Origin of the sequence: Allobosea sp. NPDC003192 (assembly GCF_050275675.1) — a bacterium.
In the GTDB taxonomy this organism is placed as follows: domain Bacteria; phylum Pseudomonadota; class Alphaproteobacteria; order Rhizobiales; family Beijerinckiaceae; genus Allobosea.
The window spans coordinates 125,232-141,723 of record NZ_JBNNPK010000005.1; the positions used below are offsets into that span (position 1 = coordinate 125,232).

The following is a 16,492-nucleotide window of genomic DNA, read 5'->3' on the forward strand; positions in this document are numbered from 1 at the left end:
GCAATAGTCGCGCCCGCGAGGGAAATGGCCGACTGGGCGTCCCGTCGAGCAGGCTCTGAGGGACGGAATGTCGACCGATATCGAGATCGCCCGCGCGGCGAAACTGAAGGCCATCGGCGCGGTCGCCGAAGAAGCCGGCATTCCCGATGCAGCGCTGCACCCCTATGGCAAATACATCGCCAAGGTCGACACCGGTGCGATTCCGGGCTTTTCGGACAAGCCTGATGGCAAGCTCATCCTGGTCACCGCGATCAGCCCGACGCCGGCCGGCGAGGGCAAGACCACGACGACGGTCGGCCTCGGCGACGGGCTGAAGCGACTGGGCAAGCGTACCATGATCGCGCTGCGCGAGCCCTCGCTCGGCCCCTGCTTCGGTCAGAAGGGCGGGGCGGCCGGCGGCGGCTATGCCCAGGTCGTGCCGATGGAGCAGATCAACCTGCACTTCACCGGCGATTTCCACGCCATCACCAGCGCCCACAACCTGCTGGCGGCGATGCTCGACAACCATGTCTACTGGGGCAACGGACTCGATCTCGATGAGCGCCATGTCGCCTGGCGTCGCGTGGTCGACATGAACGATCGGGCGCTGCGCGCGATCGTCTCCTCGCTCGGCGGGGCCAGCAACGGTTTCCCGCGCGAGGACGGCTTCGACATCACCGTCGCCTCCGAGGTGATGGCGATCTTCTGCCTCGCCAACGATCTCGCCGATCTGGAGGAGCGGCTCGGGCGCATCGTCATCGGCCGCACTCGCAGCAAGCGCCCGGTCACGGCGGCCGAGCTCAACGCCCAAGGCGCTATGACCGTGCTGCTGCGCGATGCGCTGATGCCGAACCTGGTGCAGACGCTGGAGGGCACGCCCGCCTTCGTCCATGGCGGACCCTTCGCCAATATCGCCCATGGCTGCAATTCGGTGATCGCGACGCGCGCCGCGCTGAAGCTCGCCGACTACGTGGTGACGGAGGCCGGTTTCGGCGCCGATCTCGGGGCCGAGAAATTCTTCGACATCAAATGCCGCAAGGCGGGCCTGAAGCCGGATGTCGCGGTGGTGGTCGCGACCGTGCGGGCGCTGAAGATGCATGGCGGCGTCGCCCGCGACATGCTCGGCAGCGAGAACCTCAAGGCGCTGGAAGCTGGCCTCTCAAACCTCGCCCGCCATGTCGAGAACGTCCGCAAATTCGGCGTGCCGGCGATCGTCGCGATCAACCATTTCACCAGCGACACGCCGGCCGAGCACGCGCTGATCCAGAACTTCTGCCGCAATCATCTCGGCGTCGAGGCGGTGATCTGCCGGCATTGGGCGGAAGGCGGGGCGGGTACCGAGGAGCTCGCGACCAAGGTCGCGGCGCTGACGCAGAGTGGCGAGGCGGATTTCGCGCCACTCTATCCGGATGCGATGCCGCTGCGCCAGAAGCTCGAGACGGTCGCGCGCGAGATCTATGGTGCGGCCGGCATCTCCGCCGACGCCAAGGTGACCGCCCGTTTCGCCGAGCTCGAGGCAGCCGGCTACGGCAACCTGCCGGTCTGCGTCGCCAAGACGCAATATTCCTTCTCGGCCGATCCAACCCTGCGCGGCGCGCCGTCGGGCCACACCGTACCGGTGCGCGAGCTCCGGCTCTCGGCGGGCGCCGGCTTCGTCGTCGCGATCTGCGGGGACATCATGACCATGCCCGGCCTGCCGCGGCAGCCGGCAGCGGAGCGCATCTACATCGACGCGCACGGCCAGATCGAGGGGCTGTTCTAACCCTTACGGCCGGGCAGGCGCCCACCCTATTCGTCAACGAAACGTAAACCATATCGCGGCCACCATGCACCCGCGCGATTCCGAGCATGTCGGAGAGCGCGGGAGATGCCGACGAGATGGGTTTGCTGACCGCCTGGACCAATTCGGGCCTGAAGGCGCGCGTGCTCGTGCTCGTCCTGGCGACATTGGTCGCGATCGCGCTGCCGGCCTCCGGCATCTTCCTCTGGATGGTCAACGGCACGGTGGTGAAGCTCGGCACGCTCTTCGCCGAGAAGCAGATCCTGTTCGACCGCTATCGCGGGCTGGAAGCGCTGATGCGCGAGGTCTCGCTGGCCGAGACGGTGGCGCGCGCTCCGGTGATCGTCGAATGGGCGCAGGACGAGAGCGATCCGGAGAAGGCGAAGCGCGGCCTCGCCGAGCTCGAGCACTACCGGCTCTCCTTCACCGATCGTAGCTATTTCGCCGTGGTCGACAAGAGCGGCCACTACTATTTCAACGACAAGGACAACAGCTACGAGCACAATCGGCTGCGCTACACGGTCTCGCCGGATGCTCCCCAGGACGTCTGGTATTTCAAGACGCGCGCGCTCGGCAAAGGCTGCCATCTCAACGTCAATCGCGACGAGGTGCTCTCGGTCACCAAGGTCTGGATCAACTGCATCATCCAGAAAGACGGCAAGGTCCTCGGCCTGATCGGGACCGGTGTCGACCTGACGCAGTTCATCAAGGAGGTCGTCGAGTTCCCGCAGACCGGCGTGCAGAGCATGTTCGTCGACCTGCAGGGCGCGGTGCAGGCGCATCGCGATCCGCGCGTCGTCGACTTTCACAGCCTGACCAAGGATGCCACGGCGAAGAAGACGATCTTCCGCCTGCTCGACGAGGAGGGCGACCGCAAGGCGCTCGCCGGGATGATGCAGCGCGTCGCCAAGGGCGAGGCACTCGTCCTCTCGCGCTTCATGCAGATGGATGGGCATGAGGTACTGGTCGGCGTCGGCTTCCTCGATCGGCTCGGCTGGTTCAACGTCACGGTGATGGATGTCGATGCCATCATCGACCGCAAGCTGTTCGCGCCGATCGCCGGCTTGATGGTGGCGATCCTTATCGCCGTCGCCGGGCTGATGACCTTCCTGTTCAAGCGCAAAGTGCTCGACCGGCTGGCGCGGGTCGAGCAAGGTGTCGCCAGGGTCCGCTCCGGCGACTTCACCGCTGTCGCGAAAGAAGATGGCAATGACGAGATCGCCCGGCTGTCGCGCGCCTTCAACGAGATGGCCCAGGCCGTCGGCGACAATACCGGCCGGCTCGAGGCGATGGTCGCCGAGCGAACGCAGAAGCTGGAAAAGCTGGCACAGCACGACCCGCTGACCTCCGTGCTGAACCGGCGCGGCTTCGAAGAGGTTTTCGCGCGCGAGCAGAACCGGGCTCGGCGCGATGGCAAGATCTGCGGCCTCATCATCGTCGACCTCGACCGTTTCAAGCTGGTCAATGACGACTATGGCCACCATGCCGGCGACGAGGTGCTGGTTGCCTGCGTGCGCCGGATGCTTCCCGCCTTGCGCAGCCACGACGCCTGCGCCCGCTGGGGCGGCGACGAGTTCATCCTGCTGATCAGCGATTGCTCGGCGCAATCGCTGGCGACGGTCGCGAACAAGATCGCGGCGCTGCTGCGCGAGGCGCCGATCATGCTCAGCGACGGCCGTGCCGTGCCGATGACTGCGAGCCTGGGGGCGGCCATGGCGCTGCCTGAGGACAGCCTGACCGATGCCGCCGCCCGCGCCGACTCGGGCCTCTACCGCGTCAAGCATGGCGGCCGCGACGGCGTCGCGATCGACGAGCTGCAATCCGACGCGGCGTTGCGGCGGGTGGTCTGAGACCTCAGAAGGCCAGCTGCACCTTCATCGCCTTGGACTTGTCGGCGGCGAGGTCGAAGGCTTCGACCGCACGCTCGATCGGGATCGAGGCGGTCAGCAGCGGCGAGAGGTCGATGCGGCCGGACGCGATCAATTCGACCGCCCAGTCGAACTCCTCGTGGAAGCGGAACGAGCCGCGCAGGTCGAATTCCTTGGCGACGACCACGTTCATCGGAATGGTGAAATTGCCGCCCACGCCGATCTGGACGATCACCGCGCCGGGGCGCAGCGCATCGAAGGCGCCGGTCAGCGCATGCTGGTTGCCCGAGCATTCGAACATCACGTCGAAGGCGCCCTTCTCAGCACCGTAGTCGGCCTTGAGTCGCTCCGGCTCGGCCATGACGTTGATCACGGTGGTCGCGCCCATCTTGAGAGCGGTCGGCAGCGGACCGTCGACCACGTCGGTGACAACGATCTCGCTGGCGCCAGCGGCGCGGGCCGCGACCACGGTCAGCACGCCGATCGGCCCGGAGCCGGTGACGAGGACGCGCTTGCCAAGCAGCGCACCGGCCCGCTTGACCGCATGCAGGCAGACCGCGAGCGGCTCGGCGAAGGCAGCCTGCGCCGCGCCGACATGGCCGGGTAGCTTCACCGCCTGACGCTCCTCGATCACCAGGATCTCGCGGAAGCCACCCTGGACATGGGGGAAGCGCATGGCGCTGCCATAGAACAGCATGTCGAGGCAGTGCTGCTGCTGGCCGGCCTGGCAATAGCGGCAGCGGCCGCAGGCGCGGCTGGGATTGACCGCGACGAGATCGCCCGGCTTGACCCGGCTGACCTCGGAGCCGACTGCTTCGACGATGCCGGCGATCTCATGACCGAGGATCAGCGGCTCGCGCACTCGGATCGTGCCGAAGCCGCCATGCAGGTAATAGTGCAGGTCGGAGCCGCAGATGCCACCAGCCTTGATCGCGACCTTGACGCCGAGCGGGCCGAGCTCCGGTACGGCGGCGTCCTCGACGCGCAAATCCTTCTCGGCATGGATCACGACGGCGCGCATGGCGGAACTCCTGAAGGGACGGCAGCCATGCGGCTGCGACACGTCTGGCTGGTTGTCTAATCGTTTTAAAGCGCTTACCCAACCCTTGAGACGCTAACAAGCGGTAAGCTCAGGGCAAGTCCCGGGAGGATAGGATGTCGCTCAATCTGTTCAAGCTCGACGGGCGCATCGCGCTGGTCACCGGTTCCGGCCAGGGCATCGGCCTCGCCATCGCCGAAGGCCTCGCCGCCGCGGGCGCCCATGTCGTGCTGAACGGGCGTGACGCGGCCAAGCTGGAGAAGGCGCGCAGCGCCATTGCGGCCGCCGGCCACAAGGCCTCCGTCGCCGCTTTCGACGTCACCGACCAGAAGGCGGTCGAGGTGGGTGTGGCGAAGATCGAGGCCGAGGTCGGCCCGATCGATATCCTGGTCAACAATGCCGGCACGCAGAGGCGCGGCGCCTTCGTCGAATTCCCGGCGGAGGACTGGCACTTCCTGATGGCGACGAACCTGCACTCGGTGTTCTACGTCACCCAGGCGGTGGCCAAGCGCATGGCCCCGCGCAATCGCGGCAAGATCGTCAATATCGGCTCGGTGATGAGCAAGCTCGGCCGGCCGAGCATCGTGCCCTACACGGCGTCGAAGGGAGCGGTTGCCCTGATGACACAGGGGCTCGCCGCCGAGCTCGGCAAGCACAACATCCAGGTCAACGCGATCGGCCCCGGCTATTTCGTCACCGAATTGAACCAGGCGCTGCTCGCCGACGAGACCTTCTCGAACTGGGTCAAGAGCCGCGCCCCGGTCGGCCGCTGGGGTGAGACCAAGGAGCTGGCGGGCGCGGCGATCTTCTTGTCCTCGGAAGCCTCCGACTATGTCAGCGGCCATCTGCTGATGGTCGATGGCGGCCTGACCGCGGTGGTGTGAACAAGCAGGCGTCATGCTCGGGCTTGACCCGAGCATTTCAGGCCGGAGGAGGCTCCGGCTGGCGCCTCCTCGTCACGAGATTCTCGGGTCTGCGCTTCGCTTCACCCGAGAATGACGCCATTGCCTAGCCTTTCAGGAACGCATTCTGGGGGAAGAGGATCTTCCGCGCCTCGTCGTCGACCTCGGTCTTCCAGGCAAACTTGTCCTTGAGCGCGACGGCGCGCTGCGCGGCCGGCCGGGCCGAGATCTCGTCGAGATGGCGCCGGACATTGGCGAGCTTGGCGAAAGCCTCGTCGCCGAGAGCGAACTGCGCCCGCGTCGCCCAGCCCCAGACCGCCATGTCGATCAGCGTGTAGTCGTCGCCGAGCATGTAACGGTGCTTGCCGAGCTGGTCGTCGAGCAGGCCCCAATGCCGTTCGGCCTCGCGGGCATAGCGGTTGATGGCATAGGGCACCTTCTCCGGCGCGAAGCGCGAGAAATGCACGGACTGGCCGGTATAGGGGCCGATGCCGGTGGCGACGAACATCAGCCAGGACAGCATCTGGCCGCGCATTTCGGCCGTGTCCGGCGGCAGGAACTGGCCGGTCTTCTCGGCGAGGTAGAGCAGGATGGCGTTGCTGTCGAAGATCCTGACCTCGCCATCGGTCAGGGCCGGGGTCTTGCCGTTCGGGTTGATGGCGAGGAAGTCGGGCTTGAACTGGTCGCCCTTGCGGGTGTCGACGGGCACGAGCTCATAGGGCAGGCCGGCTTCTTCCAGGAAAAGCGCGATCTTCGCCGGGTTGGGCGAGGGGTGGTAGTAGAAGCGGATCATCTTGGGTCTCCTGGATAGGCGGGCTCAGCGGCGCGCGGCGACGTAAGGGACGAGTTCGGTCAGGGCCGAGATGGTGAGATCGGCACCCGCACCGAGCTGCTCCTCCTGCATGCGCAGCGCCTTGAACAGGCTCTTGGGGCCGATTACCGCTGCGCCTGAGAGTTCGTCGCGCAGGGCCTGCAAGGTTACACGCTCGATGCGCGCCACCGTCATGCCGTAGGCCTTGGCCCCGGCGATGTCGAAGCCGTTGGAGGAGACGAACAGGATTTCGTCTTTTGTCAGCCCAAGCCGCTCCTCGACCAGGCGATAGCCGCGCGGATCGGGCTTGTAGGTCTTGATCTCGTCGACGCTGATCACGGTCTCCAGCAGCCCGTCGATCCCGGCCTGCCGGGTAAGATTGGTCAGCATGGCCGGGCTGCCATTGGAGAAGATCGCGAGACGCGCCGGAGCAAGACCCTGCAGTGCGGCCAGCGCTTCCGGATAGAGCGCGAGCGCGTCATAGGCCGCGGCGATGCGGGCTAGCAGATCGGGCGTCGCCTCTAGCCCGAGCGTCCTCAGCGTGAACTCGAGCGAGGCCTGCGTCACGCTCCAGAAATCCTCGTAGCGGCCCATCAGGGCGCGCAGCCAGGTGTATTCGAGCTGCTTCAACCGCCAGATCTGGGTGATCGTCTCGCCATGGCCGGGGAAGGCGCCCTCGGTGACGCCGGCGACCGACTGCACGTCGAACAGGGTTCCATAGGCATCGAAGACGACGGCTTTGATCGGCATGGCTGCTTTCTCCCACGGAGCCTTTCGGCGCGCTGCGGCGTTATTCTTAGCGCTCGCCTTGGCCGCGCGGTGCGTGATATCCGCACAAGCAGTTTTTCGCAGATGCACAGGATAAGCGCATGCCCAGCCGCCCCGTCATGCTGATGATCCTCGACGGCTGGGGCTGGCGCGACGACAGGGACAACAACGCCGTCCTGCTGGCGAAGACGCCGAATTTCGACCGCTTCTGGGCCTCCTCGCCGCACGCCTTCCTGCGCACCTCGGGCCTCGATGTCGGCCTGCCCGCGGGACAGATGGGCAATTCAGAGGTCGGCCACCTCAACCTGGGCGCCGGCCGCGTCGTGATGCAGGACCTGCCGCGCATCAACCAGGCTGCCACCGACGGCACCCTGAGGCAGGCACTCGACGGTAGCGGGCTGATCGGCCGGCTCAAGGCCAGCGGCGGCACCTGCCATATCCTCGGCCTCGTCTCGCCCGGCGGCGTCCATGCCCATCAGGACCATGCCGTGGCGCTGGCCAAGCTCGTCGTCGCCGCCGGCGTGCCAGCGATGATCCATGTCTTCACCGACGGCCGCGATACGCCGCCGCGCTCGGCGGCCGAGTATGTCGCGGCGCTGGAAGCCGCGCTGCCGCCTGAGGTCAAGGTCGCGACGGTGTCCGGCCGCTACTACGCGATGGATCGCGACAATCGCTGGGAGCGCGTCGAGCTCGCCTGGAAGGCGCTGGCGCTCGGCGAGGGCGAGCGGATGCCGACCGCCGGCTCGGCGATCGAGGCGGCCTATGCGGCGAATGTCAGCGACGAGTTCATCAAGCCGGCGGTGATCGGCGGCTATCACGGCATGGCTGATGGCGACGGGCTGCTCAGCTTCAATTTCCGCGCCGACCGCATCCGCGAGATATTGGCGCCGCTGCTCTTCGCCGAATTCAGCGGCTTCCCACGTCCGCGCATGCCCAGGCTCGTCGGCGCAGTCGGGATGACCTCCTACAGTTCCGAGCTCGACCCGATCATGCCGGCGCTGTTCGCGCCGCAGAGCCTCGCCAATGGGCTGGGCGAGACCGTGTCGAAGGCCGGCCTGAAGCAGATCCGCTTCGCCGAGACCGAGAAGTACCCGCACGTCACCTATTTCTTCAATGGCGGACGCGAGGAGCCGTTCGAGGGCGAGGAGCGCAGCATGACGCCCTCGCCGAAGGTCGCGACCTATGACCTGCAGCCGGAGATGTCGGCGCCGGAGCTGACCGGCAAGGTCGTCGCTGCGATCGAGAGCGGCAAGTACGACCTTTTCGTGCTCAATTTCGCCAATCCCGACATGGTCGGCCATACCGGCGTGCTCGCGGCGGCGATCAAGGCGGTCGAGACGATCGATGCGAGCCTCGGCCAGATCGCCGACGCCATCCTCGCCAAGAGCGGGGCGCTCTTGGTCACTGCCGATCACGGCAATGCCGAATTGATGGTCGATCCCATCACGGGCAATCCGCATACCGCGCACACCACCTTCCCGGTGCCGGTGATGCTGATCGGCGGGCAAGCCAAGGGCTTGGCCGAGGGGCGTCTCGCCGATGTCTCGCCGACCCTGCTCGCGCTGCTCGGCCTGGAGCAACCGGCCGAGATGACCGGCCAGTCGCTGCTGCGCTAAGCCCTGCTCAAGCAGGCGCCATGCCGGGGAGCGTGGCGATCTCGGCCGCCAGGAAATCGATCAGCAGGCGGACGCGGGCGACTGCCGCCCGCTCGGGGACGATCAGCATGCTGAGCTGCACGCTCGACAGGGTGTAGCCGCTCAGGATCGGCTCCAGCTGGCCGGAGGCGAGCAGATCGTCGACGAGCCAGCGATGGGTGGGGGCGATGCCGCGGCCGGCGAGGAGGGCCTCGCGCACGGCCAGGCCGTGATTGACCCGCAGCCGTCCGTCGAAGGGTACGCTGTACTGCTCCCCGGCTTTGCCCGCGAAAGCGAGCGTGGCGCTGCCGGCGACGTTGGTCATGCGGATGCCCTGATGCCGGGCGAGGTCGTCCGGCGAGGTCGGGGTGCCATGTCGGGCCAGATAATGCGGCGCAGCGACGAACAGCCGCTGCGATCGGCCGAGAGGCCGCAGCTTCAGCGTGCTGTCGGCGAGAGGGCCGAGGCGGATGGCGATGTCGATGCCCTCGCGGACGAGGTCGATGCGCTCGTCGTTGAGGCTGAGATCGATGTCGATCCCAGGGTGCCGATCCTGGAAGGCGAAGAGCAGCCGCGTGACATGCAGGACGCCGAAAGAGGCGGTGCAGGAGAGCCGCACCGTGCCGGCAGGGGCCTCACCGGCGCTGCGGGCCTCGTCGCTCGCCTGCTCGACCAGGCGCAGGATGGCGAGGCAATGCTGATAATAGCGGCTGCCTTCATCGGTCAGCGTCACGCGGCGGGTGGTGCGGCTGAGCAGGGCGATGCCGAGCGCATCCTCGAGCTCGTTGAGCTGCCGCGTCACCGTGGATTGACCGAGGCCGAGCTCGCGCGCCACCGCCGACAGGCTGCCGCGCTCGGCGACGCGGACGAAGCTGCGCATCCGCTCCAGCGTGATGTCAGATTTATCCATGAAACGGCATAATCATATCCATTGCCCCGTTGTAGTGCAGGGCCGCCGCAGCGCCTAGCTGGAAAGCCTCATCCTCTCGGAAAGGCTCCGCCATGAAGGTCCTGCTCGTTTTCGCCCATCCCGAACGCCGTTCTCTCAACGGCGCGCTGCACGACGTAGCCATCGCCGAACTGGAGGCCCAGGGCCATGAGGTCCGCGTTAGCGATCTCTATGCCGAGGGTTGGAAGTCACAGGTCGATCGCGCCGATTTTCCGGGCTGGCCGGAGGGCGAACGCTTCGCCGCCGGCGCCGCCTCGAAGCAGGCTTTCGTCGAAGGCACGTTGACGGCCGACGTCAAGGCCGAGATCGAGAAGCTGCTCTGGGCCGACACGCTGATCCTGCAATTCCCGCTGTGGTGGTACACGATGCCGGCGATCCTCAAGGGCTGGGTCGACCGGGTCTTCGCCTATGGTTTCGCCTACGGCGTCGGCGAGCACAGCGACAAGCGCTGGGGCAATCGCTTCGGCGAGGGCACGCTGGCGGGCAAGCGCGCCATGCTGCTCGTCACCGCCGGCGGTTGGGAGGAACATTACTCGCCGCGCGGCATCAACGGGCCGATCGAGGACCTGCTGTTCCCGATCAACCACGGCGTCCTCTACTATCCCGGCTATGAGGTGCTGCCACCTCATGTCGTCTACCGGGTCGACCGGTTCAAGGAGGCTGATTTCGAGCGGGCCGCCGAGCAAGTACGCGAGCGCATGCGCACCTTGGAGACGACGGCGCCGATCCGCTACCGTCGCCAGAATTTCGGCGATTACCTGATCCCGGCGATGACCCTGCGGCCCGAGCTCGGCGATCCCGAGGCGCGCGGCTTTGGGCTGCATGTCGACGCAGCGACGGCAGGGTAGCAGCGTGCAATGGAACTCGTGAGGCAGGGGGCAGTTTTCTTGAACAAGAGGATTTCCCCATGCCGAACAAGCACAACAACCGCCTGACCGACACGCCTGCCGCTTTCGTGACTGCACCGCGCCCGGGGCAATCAGGTGCGCATGAACAGCGGCGGGCAGGGCCCAATCCGCGCTCGCCTCATCCGACAGGGCCGCATGCACCCTACGAGCCCAACGATCCTGAAGGCTTGGCCGCTGGCAAGCATGAGGGAAAAAAGACATCCGGCAAGCGCTGAAAGATCGAGCCTTGCAGGCCAAGCAGTCAACATGGCGCAGGCTATGCTGCTGGCCGGCTATGCACAGGTACATCTTGCAGGGCGAAAAGATTTAGATGATCTGAGCATGCTCAAGACTGAAACGAAATGCTCGCTTCGTGTCATATCAAACTATCGTTTGGTTTAAAATTTCGGCGATGACTATGGAATTTCAGCCTGAACGGCTAGGTTGTCGCCTTGATCCTTCGCGCAAGGGAAAGTAGTGACGGCGATCATGCGCTTCCGGATAGGTGCATGATCGATTCGGAGGGGGCGGGTCGTCGCGGATGCCGGGGACGGGCGGATCCAGGATGAAAGCGCGTAACGGAAGGCGGCCGGGCGGGGCCGATGTAGTGGAGACGGCGAAGCAGAAGCCGATGCGGATCGAGATTCTCGACGCCGCCGCCGAGATCATCGTCCGCGAGGGCTATGATGCCTGCACGATGCGGGCGGTGGCGGCGCTCGTCGATATGAAGGCCGGCAGCCTCTACTATCACTTCAGGTCGAAAGACGAGATCGTCGAGGAGATCCTCAACCAGGGGATCGAGACGCTCTATGCGCGGGTCGCGGGGACGATCCGCGACCTCCCCAAGGAAGCTCCCTTCGCGCAGAGGCTGTCGGCGGCGGTAGGCGTGCATATCGCCAGCCTGGTCGGCAAGGACCAGAAATATATGCACGTCTACGAGCACCTGCCGCCGACCATCAAGCGGCGCAGCCGCAAGATGCGCGAGAAATACGCACAGCTCTGGCACGATCTCTTCGCCGGTGGCATCGCCAGTGGCGAGGCCGATGCCGCGCACGACCTGCGGCTGCTGGTGCCGTATTTCCTTGGAGGTCTCAACCGCGTGCCGGAATGGAGCCGCGCCAGCGGCGCCAGCAGCGAGCAGATCGCCGAGCTGGCTGTCGCAACCCTTCTCGACGGAATCGGCGCCAGGCAGTAGCAGGGGAGGCGATACGGTCGCGCTGCGCGGCTGCCTCCGCCAACCGCCGACCGGAAGCCATGTCCGAGACCCTTGCCATCAGCCTGAACGGCACCACCGATCTGCCGGCCGGCAAGATCGCCGCGATCGTGACCTCGCTCGAAATGCTCGCGGCGCCCGCTCGTCGGGCCGATCCGCCCGGCGTCGAGGGCTTCTCGCTGGAAGAGATCGGGCGCGAGGACGTCCAGCGCTATCTCGCGGTCTATCGCCTGCTCGGCGAACGCTGGATGTGGTTCAGCCGGCTGGTCAAGCCGGTCGAGGAGCTCCAGGCGATCCTGTCCGACCCGGCGGTCTCGTTCTTCGCGGTCCGCTTCTCGAGGCGCGATGTCGGATTGCTCGAACTCGATTTCCGGGAAGCTGGCGAGGGCGAGCTCGCCTTTTTCGGTCTGGACGAGAGCGTCGTCGGCAAAGGCGCCGGGCGCTGGCTGATGAACCGGGCGCTGGAGCTGGCATGGTCGCGCCCGATAGGCCGCTTCTGGGTGCACACCTGCACGCTCGACCACCAGGGCGCGGTCGAGTTCTACCAGCGTTCGGGCTTTACGGCGTTCAAGCGCGGCGTCGAGGTTGTCGACGATCCGCGCCTCGGCGGGGCGATGCCGCGTGGCGCCGTCCCGCATTGTCCGGTGATCGAGTAGCTCAGGCGCGCGAGCGCAGGCCGATCGAATCCATCATCGCCTGGTCGCGGGCCGCCTCGGCGGCACGCTCGGTGGCGCGTTCGCGGTCGTCGAGGATCTCGACCTTCTTCATGTCCTCGAAGGCCTCCTGCAGCTCGCCCTTGGCCTCGTCGAGCTGGCCCTGCAGGTTGTCGGCGGACTGGCGCAGATTGTCGCGACGACCGAGGGCCGCCTTGGCATAGGTCGGATAGGCGAAATGGGCCGGGTCGGAAATGCCGGCGCGCGTCTCTTCGTTCTGAATCTCGCGATCGAGATCCCCGGCCATCCGGTTGAATTCCGCGATCATCATCTCAATCTGGCTCACCCGGCGGCGCTTCTCGTCCACCTGGAAGCGTTTGAGACGCAAAAGGGTCTCTCGCGACTTCATGTCGTCCCCAACTCCTGATTACGCCCGGAGCCCGCTCCTCGCCCGCTTGCATCGCAAGCCGACGGGTGAAACGGCCTCCAACTTCAGTTCAGAGACGGATTCGCCGATCGGGTTGGTCCAACCTGATCGGATCCGGCTCGTGTGGCGATGAGCCGACCCCTCGGCTCGCCGCCGCAGCACTTCCGCGAGACGAAAAGCACAATGGCGCAAGGAGGTTGATCGTTCCTTACCGGGATCGCTCGCTTTCGATGCATGCGAGCGGTGCATCCCAGGCCCTGCCGGCCGGGCGCTGACCACGCTAGTCTCGGGCGAATCAGAACAGGGGCGCGCAAATCGGCGCGCCGGACACGTCCTTGCCCGCCTCGCGCCACCTCCCCGAATACAGCCTGCTCCTGGCCGGCCTCGCTTTGACGCGGATCATAGGCTGGGGCTCGATCTATTATTCGCCATCGGTTCTGGCGAGCTATCTCGCGCGCGAGATCGGGCTCGGCCCGACGACTATCTTCGGCGGCATCACCATTCTCCTGGTGATCGGGGCGCTGATCTCGCCCATGCTCGGACGTCATCTCGATCGGCGCGGCACGCGGCAGGCGATGGCGCTGGGGGCGGTGATCTCGGCGCTGGGTCTGGCACTGCTGGCGCTGGCGCAGGGGCCGATCAGCTATCTCGCGACCTGGCTCGTGATCGGCGTCGGCCATGCGATGCAGCTCGCCAACACCGGCAATGTCACGGTGGCGCAATTGATGGGGGAGCGCACCCGCCGGGTGATCGGGCTGATGATGCTAGTGACCGGGCTCGCCTCCAGCGTGTTCTGGCCGCTGACCGCCTGGCTCAGCGCCGATTATGGCTGGCGCGCCTGCCTCTTCGTCTTCGCCGCGATCCAGCTCGTCATCGTGCTGCCGATACACCTGGCGATCCCGGCCTACCGCGCCAAGCCCTTGGCCGACCCCGGACCATCGGTGGTACCGGTCGAGGAGCAGGGCAGGGTACCGCCCGCCGAGCGGCAGCCGATCTTCTGGCTGTTGGCGCTGAGCTTCTCGGCAAGCGGCCTCGTCTCCTGGGGATTGCCGCTGCACATCATCGGATTGATGCAGGGCGCGGGGATCAGCGGTGCGACCGCGGTGACGATTGCCTCGCTGAGCGGCCCGGCGACGATGATCGCCCGGGCTGTCGATGCGGTGGCGGGCGAGCGCCTTCCCGTGGAGCGAGTGGCGCTGGCCGGGTTGACGCTCGGGCCGGCGGCCTGCCTGCTGATGGCGGTCGCGCCGGGCTCCAGCGCTCTCGCGATCGCCTTCGTCATACTGTTCAGCGCCGCGATGGGCGTGATCGCCGTGGCGCGGGCGACGCTGCCGCTGGCCTTGTTCGGCCGCGCGGGCTTCGGCGCGATGCTGGGCCGCCTGACCGTGCCGCAGAACCTGACCTTCGCCGCGGCGCCGTTGCTGTTCGCGCTGATGGTCGAGCGGCTCGGTGCATCGGGCACGCTGGTGGTGTCTGCGGCGATCCAGAGCTTCGCCTTGCTCGCCATGATCATGCTGGTGCGGCGGCTGCGTGCCTGACCTCGTCTCGGAAACGACAAGGTCGGCTGCGTCACTGACGCGATCGTGCATAGGGGCACGGCCCGGGCCGGCCTATCACGCCGCCGTTTCGACGCATGCGAGCCGAAGACCTGATGCCGTCCTGTTCAATGACCCGCCGCCTCGCCTTGCAAGCCTCGCTCGGACTGCTCGCGGGGCCGGCGGTCGCTCAGACGCGGCTGCCGCAGTTCCGGACCGCGCGCTACCAGTTCATCGAGTTCGATCCGGTCGAGCCGATGGCGCCGCTCACCCTGCAGGGACTGGACGGCAAGCCTTCCGTCGCCCAGTCGGTGCCGGGCAAGGTCTGCCTCGTCTATCTCTGGGCGACATGGTGCCCGGTCTGTCGAATCACCTTGCCGCGCTTCGAGCGCCAGCTCGCCGACTTCCGAGCCCGAAACGTCGAGATCGTCTCGATCAGCACAGATGAGCGCGAGCTTCCGCATGTCAGGGATTATCTGAAGCGCCTCGGCGTCAGGCGCTTGCCGGTCTTCTATGACCGGGCCGGCAAGGCGCTCGCGGCTGCAGGAGGCGGGCAACCGCTCTCGACTGCGGAGGGGCTACCGGTGATCTACGTCATCGACCGGCGGGGCGGCGTGCGCGGTTACATGCTCGGCGAGGCGGACTGGGCGTCAGAAGCGGCGCTGGCGCTGCTCGACCATGTCGGCCGGCTGTGAGTTCACATCCCCATGATTCGGGCGAGCCGGGCGTAGCCGTCGCCGAGGGCGGTCGCTTCGTCCTTGGCCTGCTTCAGGAAGGCTTCGAGCTCCGGATTGAGCCGGATCGCCTCGTCGACCTCGGCCGAGGCGCCCTGGCGATAGGCGCCGAGCCGAATCAGTTCCTCCATGTCGGCATAGGTCGCGAGCGTGGCGCGCGCCTTCTGGACGACGGGATAATAAAGCGGATCGCAGGAGCGCGGCATGGTGCGCGACACCGATTTCAGGATGTTGACCGCCGGGTAGCGGCCGCGCTCGGCGATCGAGCGCTCCATCACGATATGGCCGTCGAGGATACCGCGCACCGCGTCGGCGACCGGCTCGTCATGGTCGCCGCCGTCGACCAGCACGGTGAAGAGCCCGGTGATCGCGCCGTCGCCGGTGCCGGGGCCGGCGCGCTCGAGCAGGCGTGGCAGTTCGGCGAAGACGGTCGGCGTATATCCTTTGGTCGTAGGCGGCTCGCCGGCGGCGAGGCCGATCTCGCGCATCGCCATGGCAAAGCGCGTGACCGAATCCATCAGGCACATCACCTGCAGACCCTGGTCGCGGAAGAATTCGGCCAGCGTCAGCGTGGTCAGCGCCGCCTGCTTGCGCATCAGCGCCGGCTCATCCGAGGTCGCGACCACGACGATCGAGCGGGCGAGACCGTCCGGACCGAGATCGTCCTGCAGGAACTCCTGGACCTCGCGGCCGCGCTCGCCGACGAGGCCGATGATGTTGACGTCCGCCCGCGCATAGCGCGCGAGCATGGACAAAAGTACCGATTTGCCGACACCCGAGCCGGCGAAGATGCCCATGCGCTGGCCGAGACAGCAGGTCAGGAAGGTGTTGAGGGCGCGCACGCCGAGATCGAGCGGTGGGCCGACGCGCCGCCGGGCATGGGCCGGTGGCGGGTCGTTGCGGAAGGGGATGGTGTGCTCGCCCTGCGGCAAGGGCGGGCCGCCGTCGACCGGCCGGCCGAGCGCGTCGACGACGCGGCCGAGCCAGGCCATGGTTGGGCGCAGACCCGCTATGGTGCGGTCGACATAGGCGGGGCAGCCGCGGCGGACGCCGTCGAGCCCGCCATAGGGCATGACCAGCGCCTTCTCGCCGGAAAAGCCGATGACCTCGCAGGGGACGCGGACGTCGGGGGCGATCTCGATGCCGACGCGCCCGCCAAGGCTCATCGCCGCGATCGGGCCGGAGACTTCGACGAGCAGGCCGCGGACGGCGGTGACTCGGCCATAGACGGAGGTGGCCTCGAGCTCGCCGATCATGGTGGCGAGTGTGGATAACCGGTCCTGTCCGGGCGAAGTGCCGCTCATGATCCCTGC

General features: G+C 66.8%; 16 protein-coding genes. 10 read left to right on the top strand and 6 right to left on the bottom strand.

Annotated elements, in window-relative coordinates:
• The first annotated feature begins 67 nt into the window (after positions 1-67).
• Both ACQKLX_RS09085 and ACQKLX_RS09090 read left to right on the top strand, forming a co-directional pair.
• Positions 68-1,741, top strand: a complete 1,674-nt coding sequence (locus tag ACQKLX_RS09085) for a formate--tetrahydrofolate ligase (RefSeq protein WP_427361257.1) — start codon at positions 68-70, stop codon at positions 1,739-1,741.
• Between the two features lie 116 nt (positions 1,742-1,857).
• Complete coding sequence (locus ACQKLX_RS09090; protein WP_427361258.1) at positions 1,858-3,609, top strand: sensor domain-containing diguanylate cyclase; 1,752 nt, start codon at positions 1,858-1,860, stop codon at positions 3,607-3,609.
• A 4-nt stretch (positions 3,610-3,613) separates the two neighbouring features.
• On the opposite strand, the gene ACQKLX_RS09095 is transcribed toward ACQKLX_RS09090, so the two are convergent.
• The gene (locus tag ACQKLX_RS09095; RefSeq protein ID WP_427361259.1) at positions 3,614-4,648 is read right to left on the bottom strand and encodes an L-idonate 5-dehydrogenase; all 1,035 of its coding nucleotides are present in this window, start codon (positions 4,646-4,648) and stop codon (positions 3,614-3,616) included.
• A 134-nt stretch (positions 4,649-4,782) separates the two neighbouring features.
• On the opposite strand from ACQKLX_RS09095, the gene ACQKLX_RS09100 reads away from it, so the two are divergent.
• Entirely contained in the window at positions 4,783-5,550 is a 768-nt protein-coding gene (locus tag ACQKLX_RS09100; RefSeq protein ID WP_427361260.1) for a glucose 1-dehydrogenase, read from the top strand.
• Between the two features lie 124 nt (positions 5,551-5,674).
• Here the strand turns inward: ACQKLX_RS09100 and ACQKLX_RS09105 are convergent, their stop codons facing one another.
• Together ACQKLX_RS09105 and ACQKLX_RS09110 are read right to left on the bottom strand one after the other, a co-directional pair.
• A complete protein-coding gene (locus tag ACQKLX_RS09105; protein WP_427361261.1) occupies positions 5,675-6,361 on the bottom strand; it encodes a glutathione S-transferase family protein in 687 nt (228 codons plus the stop codon).
• Positions 6,362-6,385: 24 nt separating this feature from the next.
• A complete protein-coding gene (locus ACQKLX_RS09110) occupies positions 6,386-7,129 on the bottom strand; it encodes a haloacid dehalogenase type II (protein ID WP_427361262.1) in 744 nt (247 codons plus the stop codon).
• Between the two features lie 119 nt (positions 7,130-7,248).
• Here ACQKLX_RS09110 and gpmI point away from each other — a divergent pair, with 119 nt between their 5' ends.
• Positions 7,249-8,763 (top strand): 2,3-bisphosphoglycerate-independent phosphoglycerate mutase, encoded by a 1,515-nt coding sequence (gpmI, locus tag ACQKLX_RS09115; protein WP_427361263.1) that lies wholly within the window; start codon positions 7,249-7,251, stop codon positions 8,761-8,763.
• Positions 8,764-8,770: 7 nt separating this feature from the next.
• On the opposite strand, the gene ACQKLX_RS09120 is transcribed toward gpmI, so the two are convergent.
• Complete coding sequence (locus ACQKLX_RS09120) at positions 8,771-9,691, bottom strand: LysR family transcriptional regulator (protein WP_427361264.1); 921 nt, start codon at positions 9,689-9,691, stop codon at positions 8,771-8,773.
• Positions 9,692-9,783: 92 nt separating this feature from the next.
• On the opposite strand from ACQKLX_RS09120, the gene ACQKLX_RS09125 reads away from it, so the two are divergent.
• The 4 genes from ACQKLX_RS09125 (at position 9,784) to ACQKLX_RS09140 (ending at position 12,486) form a co-directional block, all read left to right on the top strand.
• Entirely contained in the window at positions 9,784-10,578 is a 795-nt protein-coding gene (locus ACQKLX_RS09125) for an NAD(P)H-dependent oxidoreductase (protein ID WP_427361265.1), read from the top strand.
• Positions 10,579-10,637: 59 nt separating this feature from the next.
• Positions 10,638-10,853: a hypothetical protein gene (locus ACQKLX_RS09130; RefSeq protein WP_427361266.1), complete on the top strand. Its 216-nt coding sequence runs from the start codon at positions 10,638-10,640 to the stop codon at positions 10,851-10,853.
• 329 nt (positions 10,854-11,182) lie between these two features.
• Positions 11,183-11,812 (top strand): TetR/AcrR family transcriptional regulator, encoded by a 630-nt coding sequence (locus ACQKLX_RS09135; protein WP_427361267.1) that lies wholly within the window; start codon positions 11,183-11,185, stop codon positions 11,810-11,812.
• Between the two features lie 59 nt (positions 11,813-11,871).
• Entirely contained in the window at positions 11,872-12,486 is a 615-nt protein-coding gene (locus ACQKLX_RS09140; RefSeq protein ID WP_427361268.1) for a GNAT family N-acetyltransferase, read from the top strand.
• A gap of 1 nt (position 12,487) precedes the next feature.
• Here the strand turns inward: ACQKLX_RS09140 and fliJ are convergent, their stop codons facing one another.
• Positions 12,488-12,892, bottom strand: a complete 405-nt coding sequence (gene fliJ, locus ACQKLX_RS09145; RefSeq protein ID WP_110488737.1) for a flagellar export protein FliJ — start codon at positions 12,890-12,892, stop codon at positions 12,488-12,490.
• A 353-nt stretch (positions 12,893-13,245) separates the two neighbouring features.
• On the opposite strand from fliJ, the gene ACQKLX_RS09150 reads away from it, so the two are divergent.
• Complete coding sequence (locus tag ACQKLX_RS09150) at positions 13,246-14,448, top strand: MFS transporter (RefSeq protein WP_427361269.1); 1,203 nt, start codon at positions 13,246-13,248, stop codon at positions 14,446-14,448.
• A 113-nt stretch (positions 14,449-14,561) separates the two neighbouring features.
• Positions 14,562-15,140: a TlpA disulfide reductase family protein gene (locus tag ACQKLX_RS09155; RefSeq protein ID WP_427361270.1), complete on the top strand. Its 579-nt coding sequence runs from the start codon at positions 14,562-14,564 to the stop codon at positions 15,138-15,140.
• Positions 15,141-15,142: 2 nt separating this feature from the next.
• Here the strand turns inward: ACQKLX_RS09155 and fliI are convergent, their stop codons facing one another.
• Positions 15,143-16,483, bottom strand: coding sequence for a flagellar protein export ATPase FliI (gene fliI, locus ACQKLX_RS09160; RefSeq protein WP_427361271.1), 1,341 nt, complete (start codon positions 16,481-16,483; stop codon positions 15,143-15,145).
• Positions 16,484-16,492: the final 9 nt, after the last annotated feature.